Annotated in this window: 23 protein-coding genes and 1 other annotated feature; of the genes, 22 read left to right on the top strand and 1 reads right to left on the bottom strand. The window is 38.7% G+C overall.

Going from position 1 to position 24,621, the window contains the following annotated elements:
- The first annotated feature begins 103 nt into the window (after positions 1–103).
- The 8 genes from sigG (at position 104) to ileS (ending at position 7,638) form a co-directional block, all read left to right on the top strand.
- On the top strand, positions 104–877 hold the full coding sequence (sigG, locus tag VK91_RS17515) for an RNA polymerase sporulation sigma factor SigG (RefSeq protein ID WP_004227313.1): 774 nt from the start codon (positions 104–106) through the stop codon (positions 875–877).
- Between the two features lie 131 nt (positions 878–1,008).
- Positions 1,009–1,251: a PRC-barrel domain-containing protein gene (locus VK91_RS17510; RefSeq protein ID WP_225340754.1), complete on the top strand. Its 243-nt coding sequence runs from the start codon at positions 1,009–1,011 to the stop codon at positions 1,249–1,251.
- 119 nt (positions 1,252–1,370) lie between these two features.
- A complete protein-coding gene (locus tag VK91_RS17505) occupies positions 1,371–2,075 on the top strand; it encodes a YggS family pyridoxal phosphate-dependent enzyme (protein ID WP_048394729.1) in 705 nt (234 codons plus the stop codon).
- Positions 2,059–2,556 (top strand): cell division protein SepF, encoded by a 498-nt coding sequence (locus VK91_RS17500; RefSeq protein ID WP_004227319.1) that lies wholly within the window; start codon positions 2,059–2,061, stop codon positions 2,554–2,556. The genes VK91_RS17505 and VK91_RS17500 overlap by 17 nt, the downstream gene beginning before the upstream one ends.
- A gap of 20 nt (positions 2,557–2,576) precedes the next feature.
- Positions 2,577–2,858, top strand: coding sequence for a YggT family protein (locus VK91_RS17495; RefSeq protein WP_004227322.1), 282 nt, complete (start codon positions 2,577–2,579; stop codon positions 2,856–2,858).
- Between the two features lie 170 nt (positions 2,859–3,028).
- Complete coding sequence (locus VK91_RS17490) at positions 3,029–3,817, top strand: RNA-binding protein (protein ID WP_004227327.1); 789 nt, start codon at positions 3,029–3,031, stop codon at positions 3,815–3,817.
- Between the two features lie 95 nt (positions 3,818–3,912).
- Entirely contained in the window at positions 3,913–4,437 is a 525-nt protein-coding gene (locus tag VK91_RS17485) for a DivIVA domain-containing protein (RefSeq protein WP_004227329.1), read from the top strand.
- Between the two features lie 96 nt (positions 4,438–4,533).
- Positions 4,534–4,757 (top strand) — a binding site (T-box leader).
- A 112-nt stretch (positions 4,758–4,869) separates the two neighbouring features.
- Positions 4,870–7,638, top strand: a complete 2,769-nt coding sequence (gene ileS / locus VK91_RS17480; protein WP_048394646.1) for an isoleucine--tRNA ligase — start codon at positions 4,870–4,872, stop codon at positions 7,636–7,638.
- A 99-nt stretch (positions 7,639–7,737) separates the two neighbouring features.
- Here ileS and VK91_RS17475 read toward each other — a convergent pair whose 3' ends face one another.
- The gene (locus tag VK91_RS17475; protein ID WP_048394644.1) at positions 7,738–8,943 is read right to left on the bottom strand and encodes an AraC family transcriptional regulator; all 1,206 of its coding nucleotides are present in this window, start codon (positions 8,941–8,943) and stop codon (positions 7,738–7,740) included.
- Positions 8,944–9,145: 202 nt separating this feature from the next.
- On the opposite strand from VK91_RS17475, the gene VK91_RS17470 reads away from it, so the two are divergent.
- The 14 genes from VK91_RS17470 (at position 9,146) to pyrE (ending at position 24,402) form a co-directional block, all read left to right on the top strand.
- Positions 9,146–9,481, top strand: a complete 336-nt coding sequence (locus tag VK91_RS17470; RefSeq protein WP_048394642.1) for a hypothetical protein — start codon at positions 9,146–9,148, stop codon at positions 9,479–9,481.
- 24 nt (positions 9,482–9,505) lie between these two features.
- The gene (locus tag VK91_RS17465; protein ID WP_004227344.1) at positions 9,506–11,074 is read left to right on the top strand and encodes a cation acetate symporter; all 1,569 of its coding nucleotides are present in this window, start codon (positions 9,506–9,508) and stop codon (positions 11,072–11,074) included.
- Between the two features lie 164 nt (positions 11,075–11,238).
- Positions 11,239–11,718, top strand: a complete 480-nt coding sequence (gene lspA, locus VK91_RS17460) for a signal peptidase II (protein WP_004227346.1) — start codon at positions 11,239–11,241, stop codon at positions 11,716–11,718.
- A complete protein-coding gene (locus VK91_RS17455) occupies positions 11,715–12,626 on the top strand; it encodes an RluA family pseudouridine synthase (protein WP_048394640.1) in 912 nt (303 codons plus the stop codon). Before lspA ends, VK91_RS17455 begins: the two co-directional genes overlap by 4 nt.
- 240 nt (positions 12,627–12,866) lie before the next feature.
- The gene (gene pyrR / locus VK91_RS17450; RefSeq protein ID WP_004227349.1) at positions 12,867–13,415 is read left to right on the top strand and encodes a bifunctional pyr operon transcriptional regulator/uracil phosphoribosyltransferase PyrR; all 549 of its coding nucleotides are present in this window, start codon (positions 12,867–12,869) and stop codon (positions 13,413–13,415) included.
- Positions 13,416–13,429: 14 nt separating this feature from the next.
- Entirely contained in the window at positions 13,430–14,740 is a 1,311-nt protein-coding gene (locus VK91_RS17445) for a uracil-xanthine permease family protein (protein WP_048394638.1), read from the top strand.
- A 194-nt stretch (positions 14,741–14,934) separates the two neighbouring features.
- Complete coding sequence (locus VK91_RS17440; protein WP_048394636.1) at positions 14,935–15,813, top strand: aspartate carbamoyltransferase catalytic subunit; 879 nt, start codon at positions 14,935–14,937, stop codon at positions 15,811–15,813.
- Position 15,814: 1 nt separating this feature from the next.
- Entirely contained in the window at positions 15,815–17,092 is a 1,278-nt protein-coding gene (locus VK91_RS17435) for a dihydroorotase (protein ID WP_048394634.1), read from the top strand.
- The gene (gene carA / locus VK91_RS17430) at positions 17,092–18,192 is read left to right on the top strand and encodes a glutamine-hydrolyzing carbamoyl-phosphate synthase small subunit (protein WP_016994256.1); all 1,101 of its coding nucleotides are present in this window, start codon (positions 17,092–17,094) and stop codon (positions 18,190–18,192) included. The genes VK91_RS17435 and carA overlap by 1 nt, the downstream gene beginning before the upstream one ends.
- Positions 18,185–21,382, top strand: coding sequence for a carbamoyl-phosphate synthase large subunit (carB, locus tag VK91_RS17425; protein WP_048394632.1), 3,198 nt, complete (start codon positions 18,185–18,187; stop codon positions 21,380–21,382). Before carA ends, carB begins: the two co-directional genes overlap by 8 nt.
- 1 nt (position 21,383) lies before the next feature.
- On the top strand, positions 21,384–22,157 hold the full coding sequence (locus VK91_RS17420) for a dihydroorotate dehydrogenase electron transfer subunit (protein WP_048394630.1): 774 nt from the start codon (positions 21,384–21,386) through the stop codon (positions 22,155–22,157).
- On the top strand, positions 22,154–23,065 hold the full coding sequence (locus tag VK91_RS17415) for a dihydroorotate dehydrogenase (protein WP_048394627.1): 912 nt from the start codon (positions 22,154–22,156) through the stop codon (positions 23,063–23,065). Before VK91_RS17420 ends, VK91_RS17415 begins: the two co-directional genes overlap by 4 nt.
- Positions 23,065–23,769: an orotidine-5'-phosphate decarboxylase gene (pyrF, locus tag VK91_RS17410; protein WP_048394625.1), complete on the top strand. Its 705-nt coding sequence runs from the start codon at positions 23,065–23,067 to the stop codon at positions 23,767–23,769. Before VK91_RS17415 ends, pyrF begins: the two co-directional genes overlap by 1 nt.
- A 3-nt stretch (positions 23,770–23,772) precedes the next feature.
- A complete protein-coding gene (gene pyrE / locus VK91_RS17405; RefSeq protein WP_048394623.1) occupies positions 23,773–24,402 on the top strand; it encodes an orotate phosphoribosyltransferase in 630 nt (209 codons plus the stop codon).
- Positions 24,403–24,621: the final 219 nt, after the last annotated feature.

Raw genomic sequence — 24,621 nt, 5'->3', positions numbered from 1 at the left:
TATCCTACCTAAAATTGGTCGCAGCTTTTGTGCATATTCTTGTTTCTCTCGGACAAACTGATGTCACGGTTTAGTCAGAGAATAACATCCGGAGGAATCGAATATGCGAACAAAAGTAGATCTTTGCGGCTTAGATACATCGACTTTGCCAATTCTAAAGCACGAGGAAATGAAGGAACTCTTTATCCGATTACAAGCTGGAGAAACAGAGATTAGAGAAGAGCTTGTGATGTGCAATTTAAGGTTAGTGCTTAGTATTGTCGGTAGATTTGCCTATAGAGGTGAACAGGCAGATGATTTATTTCAAGTAGGCTGTATTGGCCTCATGAAAGCCATTGATCATTTTGATTTAAAGCATAATGTACGATTTTCGACATATGCTGTACCAATGATTATTGGTGAAATTCGTCGCCATCTGCGTGATCATCATGCATTACGTGTATCTCGCTCTCTAAGAGATATAGCTTATAAGGCAATGCAGGCAAAAGAGCAATGGATAACCGATAATTTGCGAGAACCAACGATTGAAGAAATTGCCGAGATGATTGACATGAAAAAGGAAGACGTTTTATTTGCTTTAGATGCCATTCAAGATCCAGTTTCATTACAGGAACCCATTTATTCAGATGGCGGAGATGCTGTTTATATGATGGACCAATTACGTGATGATGATGTATCAGAAGATCAATGGGTTGCCTATGTGTCGGTAAAGGAAAGCTTGCAAAAGCTAGATGAACGTCAGCAAATGATCGTTGCCAAACGATTTTATTATGGAGAGACCCAAACTGAGATTGCCAAAGAACTTGGGATTTCTCAAGCACAAATTTCACGTCTTGAAAAAAATGCAATTGAAACAATGCAAAAAGATTACAAATAAAAAAATGCGCATCGTATAATTCGGTGCGCATTTTATCTTCATTCAATGAACAAATGATACATAAATATAAAGTAACAGCAAAGTTTGATGGTAGTAGAAATGTTTATACGAAAGTAAACAATAGAGGAGGTATGTCATTGCGTTTTTCGATGTTACAACAAAAAGAAGTCATTGAAGCAGGAAATGGACGATTTATAGGCTTTGTAATAGATGCTGAAGTATCAAAAGAAACAGGCTATGTGACAGCATTTTTGATTGCAGAGCCTCGCAAATATCTTGGTTTTTTTAAAGGTGAAGAGTCTGTGAGAAAAGTGTATATGAAGGATGTGCTTGTTGTTGGTAAGGATGTCATTTTAGTCAAAGCCCTTTCCTAAGACATAGGCACATTAAAATTGTGAGAATTGTATGCTGACATAGGTCAGGCTATTCATTGATAAATCAAGCATTGCTTGTTACAATAAAGGAAACTATTGTTGTAAAGTTGGGAAAAACAGTGACAAAAATCTTAACAAATTTAAACAAGCTAAATGATTTAATAACAGCAGCAGAAAAAAAAGGGAATCGTGAGGGCGAAAAAGTCCAAATAATTGCCGTGACGAAGGAAGTTTCTGTTGAAAGAACACAAGAAGCAATTGAAGCAGGGCTCACTCATTTAGGAGAAAACAGACCAGAGGGCTTACATCGTAAAATTACTGAGATACATGCTGATGTTCATTGGCATTACATTGGGTCGCTTCAAACACGTAAAGTAAAACAAGTGATTAACAGCATTGATTATTTACACTCCTTAGATCGTTTTAGTTTGGCAGAAGAAATTGAAAAAAGAGCCGAACAACCTGTTAAATGTTTTGTACAAGTAAATATTTCTGGTGAAGAATCAAAACATGGTTTAACTATCGAAGAAGTTTTGCCTTTTGTAGAAGCATTAAAAGGTTTTACTAAGATTCAAGTTGTAGGTTTAATGACTATGGCACCAAACACCGAAAACGAAGCAATTATTCGCTCTGTTTTCAAGCAATTAAAACAATGTCAACAGCAAATAGCCGAGCAAGGATTCGCACACGCACCTTGTACCGAGTTATCAATGGGCATGTCTAATGACTTTGAAATTGCGGTAGAGGAAGGGGCTACTTTTGTTCGAGTCGGAACGGCTCTTGTTGGAAATGAAAGAGGGGAACAGGATGAGCATGAAAAATAAGATTAAAAACTTCTTTTACCTTGAAGAAGAATTAGAAGAAGAAATCACGCAAGCTCCTATTCAGCAACAACAACCCATACAACAACAGCAACCGATTCATTCAGTTAAGCCAAAAAAAATGATGAAAGAACGCAAAGCACCTATTCATGAAATCATGCCACAAAGCACAGCAACTCCTAATAACATTGTCAGTTTGCAGGCAGCTATGAGTTCTAAGGGAGCAAAAGTTGTTTTAATAGAACCGAGAGTTTATGCAGAAGCACAAGATATCGCAGAGCATTTAAAAAATAAACGTGCAACAATTGTCAATTTGCAACGTATCGAAAGAGAACAAGGTAAACGCATTATTGATTTTTTAAGTGGCACAGTCTATGCTCTTGCTGGAGATATTCAACGTATTGGTAAAGATATCTTCCTTTGTACGCCAGATAATGTAGAAGTGACTGGTGAAATTACAAACTTTATTTTAGACGATAATTAATAGCGAGGATTGTAGTTTATATGACTTTTTTTATTATACTTGGTTATGTATCATTAGCATTTAAGATTTACTCATTCATGCTAATTGCATATATCTTAATGTCTTGGGTGCCTGCCGCTCAAAATTCAGCAATTGGTCGCATGCTTGAAAAAGTTTGTGAGCCATATTTAGGTATTTTTAGGAAATTCATTCCGCCTCTTGGTATGATTGATATTTCGCCAATTGTGGCTATCTTTATGCTGAATTTTATAGAAAGAGGGCTTTATATAGTCATTCAGAAAATATATTTTATGTTCGCTTAGAAGTAAATCCTCACGTTTTGGTGGGGATTTTTTATTTATTTTAATTTTCTATGCTACTAATGCGACTAATAAAAAATTTTAAAACAATGACGTCCAAACGTCATTAATTGGGAATACTAAGTTTCCAACTAACAAAGCAAAATGGAACTAGTGAAAGAGGAGACAACAAGATGGAACACTTAATCCAGCATTTTCGAAAAGATGAACAGCCCTTTATTGAACAGGTAATAAGCTGGCAGCGTGAGGTTGAAGATCGTTATGCGCCTAAGCTGACAGATTTTCTTGATCCAAGACAACGTTTTATTGTGACATCGATTATCGGGCAAAATGATACCCTAAAAACTGCATGCACAGGTTTATTTGAAGAGGCGGAGAGGCAGCGTATGCTTATTTTTCCTACTTACTATGAAGCAATAGAAGAAGACTTTCAGTTAGTGGCATTTACGATTCAATATCCAGTGAAATTTGTCCAATTACGACATCCTGATGTTTTAGGTGCGTTGCTTTCATTAGGTTTAAACCGTGGCAAATTTGGTGATATTCGTGTAAATGATCAGCAGGTGCAATTCGTTGTAGCTCAAGAGGTAGCAGAATATGTTCGGTTACATTTAACAGGTATTGGTAAAGTTAAGGTGCATATTGAGTCTTTAAAAGAAGCGGATTCCCTTATTGTAAATGAGGAAGAATGGTTGGAGGAATCTCATACAGTATCTTCCATGCGCTTAGATGTAATTATTGCGACTGTATTAAATGTATCACGCCAAAAAGCTCAAGCTTTAATTACTGGGAAAAAAGTTCGTGTAAATTGGACAGAAAGAGATACAGTTGCTTTTGAATTACAAGAGGGAGATATTTTATCGATACGTGGAAGTGGTAGGGTGAAAATTATTATGACTGAAGGCCGAACAAAAAAAGATAAAATCCGTCTTCAAGTCGGTCGATTGGCCCAAAAAAGCTGAAAGTGAAGTAAATTTCATTAATTTTTACTGCTAAGTTGTCGGAACAATTGTATAATAGGAATTACGAATGTACATGTAAAGGAGAGAAGGATTGTATGCCATTATCACCTATTGATATACATAATAAGGAGTTTACAAAAGCCTTCAGAGGTTATGCTGAAGATGAAGTAAATGAATTTTTAGATCAGATTATTAAAGACTATGAAATTCTGCTTCGTGAAAAAAAAGAGGTTGATAAGCAATTAGAGATGGCTTTAGAACAAGCGAGACATTTCAACACCTTAGAAGAAACTTTGCAGAAGTCTATTGTCGTTGCACAAGAAGCGGCTGATGAAGTGAGAAGAAATTCTCAAAAAGAGGCAAAGCTCATTGTAAAAGAAGCTGAAAAAAATGCTGATCGAATTGTCAATGAAGCTTTGACGAAGGCTCGTAAGGTGACGATTGAAATTGATGAGCTTAAAAAGCAATCTAAGGTATTTCGTAATCGTTTCAAGATGCTTGTAGAAGCACAGCTGGATTTACTTAATGCAGATGACTGGGATCATTTGCTGCAATATGATATCGATTTAACAGAAATTCAAGCATCTGTTGAAGAAGCACAGGATTCTGAGGATATTTAACATTTCTTTTTAATTGCTGTAATTGACAAATGAAACTTGACGCGATTGTTTGAATTTCATATACTTTGTAATAGTAATTATTTTGAACAGATATGCATAAAAGCAGAGACGAAGACAGTATTTGTTAGGCGTTGTTAAGCGATTTGGGGACAGTGAGAGCCCAAACATACAACTAGCATTGAACATCACTTCTGAGCTAAATAACTGAAAAAAGTAGGTTATTTCGTGATGCACGACGTTAAACGTGCTTTTAAGAGGTAGTGCAAATTTTTGTACTACAATTAGGGTGGTACCGCGAGTAGAAGCTTCTCGTCCCTTAGTGGGATTGAGGGCTTTTTTTGTTTGTTTCCGAATCGTTTTAGATAATTTTGCCAATAACTGTCTTATGAGAAAAATGTCTACCTGTTTGTGTAAAATAAAGGAGGAATTTTAATGGTTGAATACAAAGATACTTTATTAATGCCAAAAACAGATTTCCCAATGCGTGGAAATTTACCGGCAAATGAGCCAAAAATGCAAGAAAAATGGAATGGCATGGATATTAACAAATTACAGATGGAGCGTACGGAAGGTCGACCAGAATTTGTTCTACATGATGGTCCTCCCTATGCAAATGGTGATATCCATATAGGCCATGCTCTAAATAAAGTATTGAAGGATATGATTACACGTCATCGCTCCATGACTGGCTACCATGTCAATTATATTCCAGGTTGGGATACACATGGTTTACCAATTGAGCAAGCATTGACTAACAAAGGTGTAAAACGTAAAGAAATGTCAGTAGCAGCATTCCGCCAACTTTGTGAAGAGTATGCTTATGAGCAAATTGACAATCAACGTGCCCAATTCCGCCGTCTAGGCATTCGAGGTGATTGGGAAAATCCATATATTACATTAAAGCCTGAGTTTGAAGCTCGTCAAATTGAAGTATTCGGTAAAATGGCGGAAAAAGGTTATATCTATAAAGGGTTAAAGCCGGTTTATTGGTCTCCTTCTTCTGAATCTGCTTTGGCGGAAGCTGAAATTGAATATAAGGACATCAAATCTCCATCCATTTATGTAAGCTTTGCAATTAAGGATGCGAAGGGTGTTGTTCCAGCAGATGCTAAATTTATCATTTGGACAACAACACCATGGACATTACCAGCAAACTTAGGGATTTCTTTGAATCCTGAATTTATCTATGTAGTAGTTGCAGTGGCTAATAAAAAATTCATCATTGCCAAAGAGTTATTAGAGTCAGTGGCAACTACGCTTGGATGGGTAGACTATGAGGTTGTACAAGAGGTAAAAGGAGAGGCATTAGATCGTATTGTAGCACAACATCCATTCTACGATCGTGAATCGCTTATTATGGTAGGTGAACACGTAACTGCTGAAGCGGGTACAGGTTGTGTTCATACAGCCCCAGGGCATGGTGAAGACGATTATCATATTGGTAAACAGTACGGTTTAGGTATTCTTAGCCCTCTTGATAATAGTGGCTGTTATACAGATGAAGCACCTGGCTTTGAAGGCGTGTTTTATAATGATGCAAATAAACTCGTCACAGAAAAACTAAAAGAAGTAGGAGCGTTAGAAAAGCTTGATTTCTTTACGCACTCCTATCCACATGACTGGCGTACGAAAAAGCCTGTTATTTATCGTGCGACACCACAATGGTTTGCATCTGTTGAAGCATTCCGTGGGGAGTTATTAGAGGCTGTAAAAGCAACAGCATTTACACCAGCTTGGGGAGAAACTCGTCTTTATAATATGATTCGTGATCGTGGAGACTGGGTAATTTCACGTCAACGTGCGTGGGGTGTGCCGATTCCGATTTTCTATGCTGAAAATGGTGAACCTATTATTACACCTGAAACAATTAGTCATGTCTCAGCATTATTCCGTGAGAATGGATCAAATATTTGGTTCCAAAAAACAGCAAAAGAGTTATTACCAGAAGGCTTTACACATCCAGGTAGCCCGAACGGCGAATTTACAAAAGAAAATGATATTATGGATGTATGGTTTGATTCCGGTTCATCACACCAAGGTGTACTAGTAGAACGTGGTATGAAATATCCAGCTGACCTCTATTTAGAGGGTTCTGACCAACATCGTGGTTGGTTTAATTCCTCTCTTATTACATCTGTAGCTATTAACGGCTATGCACCATACAAAGGACTTTTAACACATGGTTTTGTACTTGATGGTGAAGGACGTAAAATGAGTAAATCTTTAGGGAATGTGATTATTCCGCAAAAAGTAATGGATCAGTATGGAGCAGACATACTTCGTTTATGGGTTGCTTCTGTTGACTATACAGCAGATGTCCGCATCTCTATGGATATGTTAAAGCAAGTATCTGAAGTGTATCGTAAAATTCGTAATACTTTCCGTTTCTTACACGGCAATATTGCTGATTTCGATCCTACGAAAGATCGTGTAAGTTATGCTGAGCTTCGTGAAATGGATCAATATGTGTATATGCGCTTACAGGATGTCTTAAAAACTGTGCGTGCTGCCTATGATCGCTATGATTTTGCTGCTGTCTATCATGTAGTCAATAATTTCGTTGCTGTAGAGTTATCTTCATTCTATCTTGATATTGCCAAAGACGTAGTCTATATCGAGGGTCATGACAATAAGGATCGTCGTGCGATGCAAACAGTTATTTATGATACATTGATGACATTAGTAAAAATCATGACACCAATTATCCCACATACAACAGATGAAATGTGGTCTTATCTACATGCTCAAGGTATTGTAGAAGAAGTTTCTGTTCAATTAACAGATTTCCCAGAGGTAGATGTTCAAGCGAATTTTGACAGCATACGTACAAAATGGGAAAAAATTATTGATGTACGCGATGATATTTTAAAAGCATTAGAGGAAGCACGTAATGCGAAAACAATTGGTAAATCACTTGAAGCAAAAGTCACTGTCTACGCGAAAGAAGATGTTGTCGCATTATTGAACGATGCCAACATTGACTTTGCACAACTTTCCATCGTTTCAGCTTTTGAGGTAGCTGCTATCGAGGAGGCACCTGCTGAAGCTTTAACACTTGAGCATGTTTCCATTGTTGTTGAGAAGGCTACAGGTGAGAAATGTGAGCGTTGCTGGTCAATTTCAGAAACAGTTGGTTCAAATGAAGCACAGCCTACAGTATGTGCTCGCTGTGCAGAAGTTGTAGAAAAGTATTACGTTTAATCTATAAATAACAAGAATCTGCATTTTAATGTAGAGGATGTGCAAGTCTCCTTGTTGGAGGCTTGCTTTTTTCATGGAAGTTTTGCAGATTCTTTTCCATTATTTAAATAAAATTTCTGTCGTATTGCGATAGTCTGTTGGAGATATACCTACATATTTTTTAAAAGTTAAACTATAGTAATTTGGTGTATTGAAGCCACAGGTGGAGGAGATTTTTTCTATGGTGTAGTCGTACTTGCGTAAAAAAGGTAAGGTTTTGATAATGCGTGTATAAGCAACATAGTCAACAAAATTGCGACCTGTTTCTTTTTTAAATAGTCTACTAAAATGAGTTGGGCTAAAGTTAATATATTTTGCAACATCACGAATGGTCAGTTGTTCGTCGTAATGCTCTTCAATATACTGAATAGCTTTTTGCAGCTGCTCATGCTTTGTTAAATCTTCGTAATATCGGATGTGTATATTATGGATAGGTGGTTTTCTACGTGCTTTTCTAGCCTGGCTATAGGATTCCTTCACTTGCATAGCATCCTGAAATACACCTCCAACCCCCATAAAAAGATGAATAGAACAATCCCTTTTTAGGGTCTCGATAACCTCTAATAAACAGGCTTCACCCTCAGTCCAATGTTTGAAAGAGTTGTAGTCAGTAGGAATTCGCATGAGAAGTAATAAATAGCGTTCAAAATGTAAAAAGGATAATGAGGCCTTCTCAGCAAAGTGCTGACGAAAAACTGTTGTAATACTACTACTTGCATCGTGTGGGACAGCTTTCTTATTAGCCCCATCAATATAGCCTTGAATTAAAAAAACAATATTAGGTATACAGTTTGTCGATAAAAATGAAGCAGATTGTATTATTTCTTGTTCATTGTCAATTTCTCCACGGATCAGGCGTTTTAAAAATGCTTCCCTAAATGGAGAGGTATGTTGTTGGGATACTTGTTGTGATAGCTCAAGCATTGTAAGTGTACTCGCCTTTTTTTCCTGATAGGACGTATACAGCTTTTTTACAATTCTTAAAAATTTTGATTTTTGTAATGGTTTTATGAGAAGTGCAGGTAAAGCTAATTCAATTGCTATACCAGTCGAGTAGGTAAGGTGTTCTGTAACAAACGGGACAATAATACTATTAGGATAATTTCTTTTTAATCGATTAATCTTTACCCAATCAAATAACCGATTGACTTCATAGACAATAATGACCTCATCTTCTGGCTTTGGCACTTTACATTCCTCTAAAGCGTTTGGTAAAACCTCTTTTAACCATTCACTCATTTGCTGCTTGTCAAATGAGCTTTCCATATACCATACCACCTTTAAAATGCTACCAGCCCCCTACGAATAAAAAGATAAAAATATTTTAACTTAAAATAGCAATTTTTTGTACTAATACAGCAATATTTTATATCTATATTGAAGTTGAAATAGAATAGAATAATTGTAGTGAATAATAATTTGAAATTTCAGACAATTATTCACTTACCAAAAAAGGGGGAGTTGGCTTATGGCGGAAGTAGGCAGTCATGATTATGACTATGTAGAAGCAGGAACAATTGATGTGAAAGATCTACCACCTTTAGATGCAACAACAAACAAAATTATGAAAGATGAATTTACAACAGGTTTAGGTTTATCGATATTTTACTTTATTTTGATTTTTAGTATCCCTGTTATGAATTGGTTTGCGCCAGCATTTGCGTTTAAGAAGATCTGGGGTGGTATGACAGTCACATGGTTTGTGACAACGATTGTAATGATGGCTATGGCATTTATTATTGCATATGTTCACACAGCCATGTACGAGAAACGTCTAAAGCAATATGATATAGCAAATAAGTAGTTGGAACAAAGGGGGAAATGTTGAATGATGGAAGCTCTATTAGAACCAAAGATGTTAATGACCATTGCTTTAATGGGAACAATTGTATACATTACGTATTTAACAAAAAGAAATGCAACAGCTTCGGATTTCTTTGTAGGTGGCCGAAGCTTCGGATGGTTTACAAATGGGTCTGCCATTGGTGGGGATTACTTAAGTGCAGCAACATTTCTGGGTATCGCAGGGTTAACATTTCAACTTGGATATGATGGTGCTTATTATGCTTTTTGCTTCTCCATTGGGTTAACATTATTAGCGATTTTTGTGGCAGGTCCTTTAAGACGTTTTGGTGCATTTACCGTTGCAGATTTTTTAGGCTATCGTTTTCATAGTAGACGAGCTCGGCTTGTAGCTGTGGCAGTGGTGTTAGCTATTTCAGGCTTTTATGCAGCTCCCCAATTATTAGGTGCTGCACAGATTTTAAGTATGTTTTTCGGTACTTCTTATGAATTCGGCATTATATTTACTTGTGTTGTTATGATTTTTTATGTAGGTATTGGTGGTATGAAAGGAACAACCATCAACCAAGCATTAGAGTTGTGGATTCGTCTTGGTGCGTTTATTGTGATGTTAATTGCAGCAGTTTATGGCGGTTTACATTATGATAAAATTTTAGCAGCCATCCATTCATTTAGCGGTCCAATTACAGGCACTTCACCGTATGCCTTAGATGGCAATGATATCAATTTTGATGGTGCTGCTTGGACAGGCACGGGCTTTTATTTCCCCACGTTCTGGCAAACAATTAGTATGACGATAGGATTAGCGCTAGGAACAATTGGTCTTCCTCATATTTTATTGCGCTTTTATACAAACCCAAGTGCTAAAGCAGCCCGTAAATCTGCACTCATGGCCATTGGAATTGCAAGCGCGTTCTTCTTGTTAGCTGTTTATTTAGGTGTTGTAGGTCGATCTATTTTCATTTCTGGGACAGCTAGTGAGGAAGTCATGCGTGATTTAGTGCTGGGTGGGAATAATATGGTCATTCCTACTACAGCCCTTGCACTAGGTGGCAAATGGCTACTTGGATTAGTTATAGCAGGAGCATTTGCAGCTATTTTCTCCAATCTTTCAGGATTGTTTATTACAAGCTCAGGTGCACTAGCTCATGATTTATATGCCAATATCATGAAAAAGGATATTACACAAAAACAACGAGTTATTGCTGGGAAAGTGGCTATTGTATTATTAGGTATTTTATATGGAGCATTGGGTTTACTTGTAAAGGATGCATCTATTGGCCATTTAGTGGCGCTCGCTTTTACTGTCGCTGCAAGTACATTTACCCCAATATTCATTTTAGGTATTTGGTGGAGAGGCATGACAGAAAAAGGAGCCATTGCAGGATTATTAATAGGACTTGGCGTGTCTATGTGGATGATCTTTTTACCAGGAACGTTACCAAGCTTCTTGCAGTTTAAAATTCCAGGTATTGTGACAGTACCTGTGGGCTTCTTATCTGTTATTATCGTGTCATTAATAGATCGCAAAGTTCCTGCTGATGTTAATGACTTCATGAAGCGAGTACATTCAAAAGAATCTGAAACTGTCTAACCAATAAGTTATGGCTATTTCTATTGCTTAAACGTAATAGGGGTAGCCTTTTTATATTTCTTGAAGAGATTTAGAATCAGCCATATTTAGATATGATATTAGTTATTGTGAATGGTACTGTTATGGTAGAATAGGTAAGATGTTGAGTGAACGGAGGAATGTCTGTGTATAAATATTATGGATTAGCTGCTTTTGTCGTTTTACTGGATCAATGGACAAAATGGCTGATTGTGAAAAATATGGAATATGCTGAACGCATTGCTGTATGGGACCCATGGTTTGGTATTTTGTCTCATCGAAATAGAGGGGCAGCATGGGGGATGCTAGAGGGGCAAATGTGGTTGTTTAGTATTGTCACAGTTGCTGTTATCTGTGCGATTGTCTATTTTTATCATAAAGAAGCAAAGGGAAAGCCTGTTTTTCAAGTCGGCTTAATGCTCTTGCTTGGTGGTGCAGTAGGAAACTTTATAGACCGTCTATTTAGAGGAGAAGTGGTCGATTTTGTAGATGTTTTAATTCCAATTATTAATTATGATTTTCCTATTTTTAATGTGGCAGATGCTGCATTAACAATAGCGGTTGTCGTGCTGATGATTGGCTTAATTATGGAAGATAAAAAAGAGAAGAAACAGGTGAAACAATGACGCAAGTAACATATACAATCGAAGAACAGCAGCAAGGAGAGCGCATTGATAAAGCACTTTCTAGCTTACAATCTGAGTGGTCACGCACGCAAATTGGGAACTGGATTAATGAGGGAGTCATTAAAGTAAACGGTGATGCTGTAAAGGCAAAATATAAGGTTAAAGCTGGTGACATCATCGCTATTGATGTACCAGAAGTGGAAGAATTGGATGTTGTCGCAGAAAATTTAGATTTAGATATTGTTTATGAGGATGCAGATGTTCTTGTTGTGAATAAACCAAAGGGTATGGTGGTACATCCAGCACCGGGCCATATGGGAGGTACACTGGTAAATGGATTAATGTATCATTGTAAAGACTTATCAGGGATTAATGGTGTACTTCGACCAGGGATTGTCCATCGTATCGACAAAGATACATCGGGCTTATTGATGGTTGCTAAAAACGATACGGCTCATGAATCATTAGTCAATCAATTAGTGAATAAAACAGTTACTCGTAAATATATTGCTCTTGTCCACGGGCATATTGCACATGATAAGGGGACAATTGATGCACCAATTGGACGTGACCAAAAAGATCGCCAAAAACAGGCAGTTGTCGATAATGGTAAACATGCTGTCACACACTTCCAAGTTGTTGAACGTTTTGGTGACTATACGCTTGTGGAATGTCGTTTAGAAACGGGCCGTACACACCAAATTCGTGTGCATATGAATTATATTGGTTTCCCACTTGCTGGAGATCCAAAATATGGTCCCAAAAAGACAATCGACTTTGGGGGACAAGTTTTACATGCAGCGACTTTAGGATTCGATCATCCTTCATCTGGAGAATACTTGGAGTTTGAAACACCACTTCCAGCTGATTATGAACAATTATTAAATGATTTACGAAATAGGCATTGACGTATACGAAAAGAAAGTCTATACTAACGACAGTGAATGAACAACATAACTAAATATTCACCTTTAATGGCAGTCCAGAGAGGCTGAGAAGGGACATGTGATAGTGTTGTGGAAATTTGTGCTGCAAATTTTTCCAACATGCTTTTTCGACACGTATACAACCCTCTCAGGCTATTCGCCTCGAGAGGTTTTTTTATGGACACATGGCCGATAATAGATTGAAGAGAGGAGGATACGAATATGGCACAAAATGAATTATTAGATGGCCCATCAATGACACGAGCATTAACACGTATTGCCCATGAAATAATTGAACGTAATAAAGGAATCGATGAATGTATTTTAGTTGGCATTAAAACAAGAGGTGCTTTTCTAGCCAGACGTTTGGCGCAGCGAATTGAAAAAATTGAAGGTAAACCGATTCGTACAGGGGAACTTGATATTACACTTTACCGAGATGATTTAACAACGAAACATGAAAACGAACAAGCACATGTAGAACAAGTTGATATCGAGTATCAAGTGAAAAATCAAAAAATCATCTTAGTAGATGATGTACTTTATACAGGTCGAACAGTACGTGCAGCTCTAGATGCTGTAATGGATTTAGGAAGACCTGCACAAATTCAACTAGCTGTTCTAGTAGATAGAGGACATCGAGAGCTACCAATTAGAGCAGACTATGTGGGAAAAAACGTTCCAACTTCTGGCTCTGAGCGCATTGTTGTCAATTTACAAGAAGTAGACGGAGAAGATTGCGTCATTATTTACAAAGAAGACGAACAATAAAGTGAGGAAACAGTATGTCAAATGCAGTTTTAGATATTAAGGATAAACCGACCCCGCTCCAGCTAGTGACATTAAGTTTCCAGCATATGTTTGCGATGTTTGGTTCAACAATTTTAGTACCGCAGTTAGTAGGTCTTAGTCCAGCGATTGCCCTTTTAACAAGCGGAATTGCTACATTATTCTTCCTATTAATTACGAAATTCCAGGTACCGGCTTATTTAGGCTCCTCCTTCGCCTTTATTGCACCAATCCTACTTGCTGCAGGTGGTTTAAATGAAGACGGTGCGAGTGTAAACCCAGGCAATGCCATGATCGGTGCTATGGCTGTCGGCATTACGTACGGAATTGTATCCTTAATCATTTGGAAAAGTGGTTATAAGTGGATTATGAAAATCTTGCCACCGATTGTGGTAGGTCCAGTAATTATGGTAATTGGGCTTGGACTTTCTGGTACGGCTGTGAATATGGCAATGAACGTTAATGGAGAGTATAGCTTTTTACACTTCTCAGCTGCTTTAGTTACGGTCTTTACAGCTATCATCTTTACGATTTTCTTTAAAGGAATTTTAAGCACTATGCCAATTTTGATGGGCCTAATTGTAGGTTACATTTACTCCATGATAATTGACATAGTAGACTATACACCGATTGCCAAAGCAAAATTCTTCGCTATGCCTGATTTCTTAATACCGGGTGTGCATTATGAGTTTGAAATAACAACAAAAATTCTACTTATCATGGTACCGATCGTTATTGTAACAATTTCAGAACATATTGGTCATCAACTGGTATTAGGAAAAGTAGTAGATCGGGATTATATTAAAGAGCCAGGACTACACCGTTCGCTACTAGGTGACGGACTTGGCACATTTGTGAGTGCTTTAATCGGAGGCCCTCCGAAAACAACGTATGGTGAGAATATTGGTGTACTAGCCATTACTCGAGTATACAGTATCTACGTTATTGCAGGTGCAGCAGTGGTTGCTATCTTACTATCATTCTTCGGGAAAGCAATGGCCGTAATTGCAACGATTCCAACCGCAGTACTTGGTGGGGTTTCCATCTTACTCTTCGGAATTATCGCAGCAAGTGGCTTACGTATGCTAGTTGATAATCATATTGATTTTGGTAACAGTCGTAACCTAGTAATTGCTTCAGTGATTTTAGTCATTGGTATCGGCGGTGCCAAGTTTGTTATCTCAGAATCATTGAGTGTTGAAGGAATGGCCCTAGCAGCGATTATTGGTGTGCTATTGAATGCGATTCTACCAGGTAAAAAAGAAGCTGATATACCCGTACAATACAATCAAAATAAAGATTCATAGTAGTACCTTTTAATGAATTGTCCAGAGAGGCAAAAAAAGGGAAGTTGTGGACAGGCTGAAGTAGGATGTATGTCTTGCTGTAGTTTGTCACGCCTCCTCATGCCTCGTTGATGACATCAACGGGGCTTTTACTTTATATACAGAGAACGTCAGACAAAGACGTTCACGATTCACAACCTAATGGAGGTCACATGATGAAGAACTTATTATCGATGGAACATTTAACAACAGAAGAGATTAACCAAATCCTAGATCTTGCGCAAGCATTTGAAAATGGTGAAACATCATCGTTATCTCGCACACACAAAGTGGCCAACCTATTCTTTGAACCAAGTACTCGTACAAAAACAAGCTTTGAAATGGCAGAATACAAAATTGGCTGTCATGTTATCCCTTTTGATGCAGGGTTTTCGAGTGTTACAAAAGGGGAAACGATGTACGATACGGTCAAAACATTGGAAATGATTGGTTTAGATGCTGTCATCATTCGAGCGTCAGAAGATGAGTATTACAATGAGCTGCTGAATGGTATCAACGTAGCGATTATTAATGCAGGAGATGGTGCTGGGCAACACCCTTCACAATCCTTATTGGATCTTTATACCATCAAAAAAGAGTTTGGCTATTTCGAAGGGTTGAATGTCACAATTGCAGGAGATATCTCTCATAGTCGAGTAGCGAAATCAAATGCAACAGCATTACAAAATTTAGGGGCAAATGTTCATTTCCTTTGCCCAGAAGAATGGTCTGGCGGTTTTGAAGCGCACCATTCATGGGATAATCTGATCGAAATAAGTGATGTCATTATGTTACTACGTGTGCAACATGAACGTCATAAAGTAAATAAAAGCTTCTCAAAGGAAGGTTACCATCAAGAGTTTGGTTTAACAATTGAACGAGAAAAGCAAATGAAAGAATCGGCCATTATTATGCATCCAGCACCCGTCAATCGTGATGTCGAAATTGCTTCTGAGTTAGTCGAGTGTGATCGCTCTCGAATTTTTGAACAGGTGCGGAACGGTGTTTACACACGGATGGCTATTATGGAAACCATTTTAAAGGGGAGAGAATAACATGACAAAGGTACTTCAAAATGTACAAATGCTAGATGAACAAGGTGAATTGAAGACAGTCAATATTGCAATGGCAGACGGAAAGATTACGGCTATTGGTCAAGATGTGACTGTAGCAGGTGCAGAACTGATTGAAGGACATGGCTTAATCGTAGCACCAGGCTTTATCGATGTTCATACACATTTACGAGAGCCAGGATTTGAGCATAAGGAAACCATTGCAACAGGTTCGGCATCAGCAGCAAAAGGCGGCTTTACGACAATTTGCGCAATGCCTAATACAAAGCCAGTACCTGATTCGGTTGAAAACATGCAACTCATCAATGGGCTCATTAAGGACAGTGCGGTTATTCGAGTACTCCCATACGGTTCCCTAACAAAGGATATATCGGGTGAGGTTCGAACAAATATTGAAGAATTAAAAGCACATGGAGCAGTGGCATTCTCAGATGATGGTGTTGGTATCCAGCTAGCCTCAACGATGTATGAGCAAATGAAAGATGCGGCCCAGCACGATATGGTCGTTGTAGCACATTGTGAGGACAACTCATTAATCTATGATGGTGTGATGCATGAAGGAAAGCGTAATAAAGAGCTAGGCCTCCCAGGAATACCTTCCATTTGTGAATCCGTACAAATTGCACGAGATGTACTACTTGCAGAAGCAGCAGGCGCTCGTTACCATGTTTGTCACGTATCGACGAAGGAATCAGTGCGTGCGGTAAGAGATGCAAAGGCTGCAGGAATCCGTGTCACAGCAGAAGTTTGTCCACATCATTTATTACTAGAAGAGATGGATATTCCATCTGATGATGCTAATTGGAAAATGAATCCACCATTACGCGCAGCGGATGATAAAGATTCTCTACTTGCAGCACTACTTGATGGCACAATCGACTGCATTGCAACAGATCATGCGCCACACACAGTAGAAGAAAAATGCTGCGGTATGGTTGGCGCACCATTTGGTATTGTAGGTTTCGAAACAGCTTTCCCACTACTTTATACACAGTTTGTAGAAACAGGAAAGTGGACGTTAAAACAATTAGTTGATTGGATGACAGTGAAAGCAGCTGAGATTTTTGATCTGCCATATGGCACATTAGAAGTGGGTGCTTCAGCGGATATGATTTTAATTGATATTAAAAAAGAACAAACGATTGATGCAGAAGGCTTTGTATCAAAAGGTCGTAATACACCATTCAACGGCTGGGTGGCAAAGGGTTGGCCAGTACTAACTATTTTTGAAGGCAATATCGTATATCAGGAGGCAGAGTAATGAAAAAACGTTTACTAGTTTTAGAAGATGGCACAGTATTTACAGGTACAGCATTTGGTAGCGAGCGCGCTTCACAAGGTGAGGTTGTATTCACAACAGGGATGACGGGTTATCAGGAAACGATTTCAGATCCCTCATTCTATGGACAAATTGTCACTTTAACTTATCCTTTAGTTGGTAATTACGGCATTAACCGTGATGACTTTGAATCGATTACGCCAGCCATTCGTGGATTTGTTGTGCGTGAATTAGCTAAAAATCCTTCAAATTTCCGCTGTGATTTAACTTTAGATGATTATTTGACATCAAAGGATATCCCAGGAATTGAAGGAATTGATACACGAAAATTAACACGTATTATTCGTAGTAAAGGTTCCGTAAAAGCGATTTTGACAGCTGCTGATGAAGAAGTAAATGTGGATGAAATAGTAGCACAATTACAAGCAACGCCAGCCATTACGCACCATGTTCGTGAAGTATCACCAAAAGCGGCCTATCCATCTCCAGGGCGTGGTAAACGAGTTGTCCTAATTGATTATGGAATGAAGCATGGGATTTTACGAGAATTAAACAAACGTGATTGTGATGTGCTAGTAGTACCTTATAATACGTCAGCTGAGGAAATTTTAGCTTGGCATCCAGATGGCATCATGCTGTCAAATGGACCAGGAAATCCTGAAGATGTTCAAGAAGGCATTGAAACAGTACGTAACTTAATTGGAAAAGTGCCAATGTTCGGTATTTGTTTAGGCCATCAAATCTTTTCTTTAGCAAGTGGTGCAAAAGCCTTTAAATTACCGTTTGGACACCGTGGTGGTAACCATCCAGTAAAAGATTTACGTACAGGTCGTACAGATTTAACATCTCAGAACCATGGCTATGCCATCGATATCGAATCATTAAAAGATACAGATTTAGAATTAACACATATCGCGTTAAATGATGGAACATGTGAAGGTGTGCGTCATAAAAAATATCCAATTTTCACAGTGCAATATCACCCAGAAGCATCACCAGGTCCAGAAGATTCAAACCACTTATTTGATGAATTCATCGAAATGATGGAAGTAGAAGCAGGGAAGGGGAAACAACATGCCTAAACGTACAGATATTGAAACTATTTTAGTAATCGGCTCAGGCCCAATTGTTATCGGACAAGCAGCAGAATTTGACTATGCAGGAACACAAGCATGTCTTTCATTAAAAGAAGAGGGCTACCGCGTTATTTTAATCAATTCAAACCCTGCTACAATCATGACAGATACAGAAATTGCAGACAAAGTCTATATTGAGCCAATTTCTCTTGATTTTGTATCGCGTATATTACGTAAAGAACGTCCAGACGCGATTTTACCAACACTTGGTGGTCAAACGGGCCTAAATATGGCGATCGAATTAGACAAATCAGGTATTCTAGATGAGCTTGGGATTGAAATTCTTGGTACTAAATTAGATGCCATCCATAAAGCAGAGGACCGTGATTTATTCCGTAATTTAATGTATGAGCTAGGAGCTCCAGTTCCTGAATCTGATATTATTCATAACTTAGATGAAGCGAAAAGATTTGTTGCGAAAATTGGCTATCCTGTCATTGTTCGACCTGCCTTTACACTTGGCGGTACAGGGGGCGGTATTTGCTACAACGATCAAGACTTAGAAGAAATTGTGACATCGGGTTTAAAATATTCACCTGTAACGCAATGTCTATTAGAGAAATCAATCGCAGGCTATAAAGAAATTGAATACGAAGTAATGCGTGATGCAGCTGACAATGCCATCGTTGTATGTAACATGGAAAACGTTGACCCAGTAGGGATTCATACAGGTGACTCAATCGTTGTTGCACCAACGCAAACATTATCTGATCGCGAAAACCAAATGCTACGTAATATTTCACTCGATATTATTCGCGCATTAAAAATTGAAGGTGGCTGTAACGTACAGCTTGCACTTGATCCATATAGCTTTAATTACTATGTGATTGAAGTAAATCCACGTGTCTCTCGATCATCTGCATTAGCATCAAAAGCAACAGGTTATCCAATTGCTAAGCTAGCCGCTAAAATTGCAGTAGGCTTAACGTTAGATGAAATTAAAAATCCTGTGACAGGCTCAACATATGCTTGTTTTGAGCCTGCACTGGACTATATCGTAGCAAAAATTCCTCGCTGGCCATTCGATAAATTCGAATCTGCTAAACGTAATCTTGGTACGCAAATGAAAGCTACTGGTGAAGTAATGGCGTTAGGTCGTACTTTTGAGGAAGCTATGCTAAAAGCGGTTCGTTCTCTTGAGACAGGTCAAGTACACTTAGAGTTAAAACATGCTGAAGAAAATTCAGATTCTTGGATTGAAAAACGTATTCGCAAGGCTGGGGATGAGCGTCTATTCTTCATCGGTGAAGCTTTACGTCGAGGTGTAACAATTGAACAAATTCATGAATGGTCAGCAATCGATCTATTCTTCTTAAATAAATTTAAAAATATTGTGAATATGGAACAAACGCTTGCTGACAATAAGAATGATAAAGACGTACTACGAACAGCTAAACGTTTAGGCTTTGCAGATAAGAAAATTGCTGAGCTTTGGGAAACAACACCAGAAGAATTGTATGCTTATCGTAAAGAGCATGGTATTATGCCAGTCTATAAAATGGTGGATACATGTGCAGCAGAATTTGAATCAGAAACACCATATTTCTATGGCACATATGAAGACGAAAATGAATCGATTAAGTCAGAAAAACCTTCTGTGGTGGTACTCGGTTCAGGACCAATCCGCATTGGCCAAGGGGTAGAATTTGACTACGCCACAGTACACTCAGTATGGGCGATTCAAGAAGCAGGTTATGAAGCGATCATCATTAACTCAAATCCAGAAACAGTGTCAACAGATTTCTCAATTTCTGATAAATTATATTTTGAACCATTAACAATTGAGGATGTTATGCATATTATCGACTTAGAACAACCAATTGGTGTTGTTGTTCAATTCGGTGGTCAAACGGCTATTAACCTTGCTGATAAATTAGCTGCTAATGGTGTGAAAATCTTAGGTACGTCTCTTGAGGATATTGACCGTGCAGAAAACCGCGATAAATTTGAGCAGGCGCTACGTGAATTAGATATTCCACAACCTCAAGGAGAAACAGCGGTTTCTACAGAGGAGGCTCTTGCCATTGGTGAGCGTCTAGGCTTCCCAGTGCTTGTCCGCCCTTCTTATGTACTTGGTGGGCGTGCAATGGAAATTGTTTATAACCAAGAAGAATTACAGCACTATATGGAAAACGCGGTAGAGGCATCTCCAGATCATCCAGTATTAGTAGACCGTTACTTAACAGGACAGGAAATTGAAGTAGATGCTATCTGTGACGGTGAGAATGTGTTAATACCAGGAATTATGGAGCATATCGAGCGTGCAGGAGTTCACTCTGGTGACTCAATCTCTGTTTACCCACCGCAAAAATTAACACAGGCACAAAAAGATACATTAGTTGACTATACAACTCGTCTTGCGAAGGGGCTAGGCATCATCGGCTTAATGAACATCCAATATGTCATTTCTCAAAACGAAGTATTTGTTATCGAGGTGAACCCACGTTCATCACGTACAGTACCGTTCCTAAGTAAGATTACAAATATCCCAATGGCTAATATTGCAACAAAAGCAATCCTTGGCAAATCCATTGTAGAGCAAGGCTATCCAACAGGCCTAGCAGCTGAGCAAAGAGGCGTATTTGTAAAAGTACCAGTGTTCTCATTCGCTAAATTACGACGTGTAGACATTACATTAGGACCTGAAATGAAATCTACTGGTGAAGTAATGGGTAAAGATGCAACATTAGAAAAAGCTCTTTATAAAGGCTTAGTTGCAGCAGGTATGGAAATACGAACAGAAGGTACAGTATTATTCACTGTGTCTGATAAAGATAAGGAAGAAGCGATTGCATTAGCAAAACGCTTCTCAACAGTAGGCTATCGCATTGTAGCAACTGAAGGTACAGCAAAAGCATTTGAAGCAGCAGGCGTACGAACTGATGTAGTAGGCAAGATTGGGGCGAAAGGACAAACATTGATTGATCTTATCCAAAATGGGGAAGCTCAGCTTGTTGTCAACACTTTAACAAAAGGCAAGCAACCAGCTCGTGACGGCTTCCGAATTCGTCGTGAGTCTGTAGAAAATGGTGTTCCTTGTCTAACATCTTTAGATACAGCAGAAGCAATGGTACGTGTTATCGAATCTATGACATTTACAGCAGAACAAATGCCAAAAGCGGAGGTAGTACACTAATATGATACGTCAAGAGAAAATGACGGTCGTCTCTCAAAAGCAAATTGCGACAAACATTTTCGAACTGACACTTCATGGTGAACTGGTTCAGGAGATGACTCCTGGCCAGTTTGTCCATGTAAAGGTGTCGGATTCACTGGAGCCGCTTTTACGTCGACCAATTAGTATTGCAAATATTGATAAAGACAACAATGAGTTTACAATGATCTATCGTGCTGAGGGGCGTGGTACGAAAGTTCTGGCAACAAATCGAGAAGGTCAGCTGGTCAACGTACTTGGACCAATTGGGAATGGTTTCCCAGTAGAAGCGGTGCAAAAGGGAGGTACTGCACTACTAGTTGGTGGTGGCATTGGTGTCCCTCCATTACATGAGCTAGCCAAGCAATTGAATGCTCGTGGTGTGAAAACAATCCACGTCTTAGGCTTCCAAACAAAAGATGTCTGCTTTTATGAGGATGAATTTAGTGCACTTGGTGAAACGCATTATGTTACGGTGGATGGCTCGAAAGGTACAAAAGGCTTTGTAACAACGGTTTTAGAGTCGCATGCTCCTGAATTTGATGTTTTTTATTCCTGTGGACCCTTACCAATGTTAAGAGCATTAGAAGGCTTTTATCCTGAAAAAGAAGGCTATTTATCATTTGAAGAACGTATGGGCTGTGGTATTGGAGCTTGCTTTGCATGTGTATGCAAAACAACTGATCAGGTTGAAAAAGACTATGTTAAAGTTTGCTCTGATGGTCCAGTTTTCCCGAAAGGAACGGTGGCACTATGAGTCGTTTAACAATTCAAATACCAGGCTTAGATTTAAAAAACCCTATTATGCCAGCCTCAGGTTGCTTTGGCTTTGGTCGTGAATATGCACAGCTTTATGATTTATCTAAACTAGGGGCTATCATGATTAAGGCAACAACGGTCGAAACGCGTGCAGGTAACCCTACGCCACGTGTTGCCGAAACAGCAGCGGGGATGTTAAATGCCATTGGTCTACAAAATCCGGGCATTGAAAAAGTGATGAATGAGGAATTAAAATTTTTAGAGGATTATAATGTGCCCATCATCGCCAATGTTGCTGGAACAGAGACATCAGACTATGTAGAAGTAGCACGCCGTATTTCAACAGCTTCAAATGTTAAAGCGTTGGAGCTGAATATTTCGTGCCCTAATGTGAAATGTGGTGGTATTCAATTTGGAACAGATCCTGCTACTGCACGTGAGCTTGTCAAGGCTGTCAAGGCTGTGTCAGAAGTGCCAGTCTATGTGAAGTTATCACCAAACGTGACGAACATCGTTGATATTGCCCTAGCTGTTGAAGCAGGTGGAGCAGATGGTATTACCATGATTAATACATTGGTTGGTATGCGTTTAGATGAGCGTACAGGTAAGCCAGTCATAGCTAATGGCACAGGTGGACTATCTGGTCCTGCTGTAAAACCTGTAGCAATACGAATGGTTTATGAGGTGTACAAGGCTGTCAATATTCCGATAATTGGTATGGGCGGTGTAACGGAAGCACAGGATGTCATTGATTTTATGTCCGCAGGTGCTTCAGCTGTAGCAGTAGGAACAGCTAACTTTGTTGACCATTTCGTTTGCCCGAACATTATTGAAGAATTACCAGCAAAGCTGGATGCATTAGGTGTAGAACATATAACAGAGATTATTGGAAGGAGCCATCGTTGATGAATACGAAACCTATACTAGCTCTAGATTTTCCAGGAGAAAAAGAAGTATTCGATTTTCTAAAAAAATTCGATGAGCCTCTTTTCGTGAAAATTGGAATGGAATTATATATGCAAGAGGGACCTGATATCGTACGCAAAGTAAAGGATTTAGGTCATGATATTTTCCTTGATTTAAAATTACATGATATCCCAAATACAGTAGGCTCTGCGATGAAGGGGCTAGCAAAATTAGGGGTAGATTTAGTCAATGTCCATGCTGCAGGCGGACGTGCTATGATGGAAGCAGCTCTAGAAGGACTTGAAGCAGGAACACCAACAGGCAAAGAACGTCCTGCACTAATAGCTGTTACTCAATTAACATCCACAACAGAAGAACAAATGCAAGCAGAACAAAAGATTGCTCTTTCATTGCAAGAGTCTGTCCTACACTACTCAGGGCTAACAAAGGAAGCAGGCTTACAAGGTGTTGTTTGCTCTGTCCATGAGGCTAAGGCGATTGCTGAGGTGTGTGGAGATGAATTTCTACGTGTCACACCTGGGATTCGTTTAGCTGGAGGGGCTGCACACGATCAAAAACGTATAGCAACACCTGATGGGGCAAAGCGTGATGGTTCATCACTCATCGTTGTTGGCCGTGCTGTAACAGGTGTGCAGGATCCAGTAGCAGCATATAAAATCGTAAGTGAATTATGGGAGGCATAAATTATGACATTACAAAATGAAATTGCACACGCTATGTTAAAAGTTGGAGCAGTAGAATTAAATCCTACAGAGCTATTTACATGGGCATCTGGTATTAAATCACCTATTTACTGTGATACACGTTTAACAATTTCCGATCCAGTTATTCGTAAACAATTAGCAAATGGTTTAGCCTCTGTCATCAAAGAAAATTTCGGAGCGACAGAAATTGTAGCAGGAACAGCTACAGCAGGTATCCCACATGCGGCATGGGTAAGTGATATTTTAGAATTACCAATGGTTTATGTACGCTCTAAAGCAAAGGAGCATGGCCGTGGTAATCAAATTGAAGGAAAATACGTAGCAGGACAAAAAGTAGTGGTTGTGGAGGATATCGTTTCTACAGGTGGTTCTTCCATTACAGCAGTAGAAGCATTGCGTGCAGCAGGCTGTGAGGTGCTTGGAGTTGTTTGTGTATACACATATAATCTTCCACGCGCTGAACAAGCATTTGATGAGGCTGGCATCCAATACGTATCATTAACAAATTTTGATTATCTGATTGAAGCAGCAAATGAATCCGGCGCTATTAAAGAAGAAGATATTCCATTCTTAAAAGAGTGGCATGGAAAATTAAAAGCTGGAGAGCTATAATTAGAAATCTTGTAAAAGTAGTAGTAAAACATAGAGTTACTGGAATATAAAAGAGGGCAAATGCATAGAAACAACTATCGATACTTTTGTTGATAGTTGTTTTTTTGTGTTTTTCGACGTAGTCAAAGGAAAATAAACTTTAATAACTTTTAAGAGAAGTATGGCCTATAGATTAAAGAAATTAAAAAAATAATTTATTTTTTTAATGTAATATAAAAC

Source organism: Lysinibacillus sp. LK3 (assembly GCF_001043675.1).
GTDB classification, from domain to species: Bacteria; Bacillota; Bacilli; order Bacillales_A; family Planococcaceae; genus Lysinibacillus; species Lysinibacillus capsici.
The sequence above is the reverse complement of the archived record's forward strand: the minus strand, read 5'-3'. Positions and strand labels throughout refer to the sequence as shown.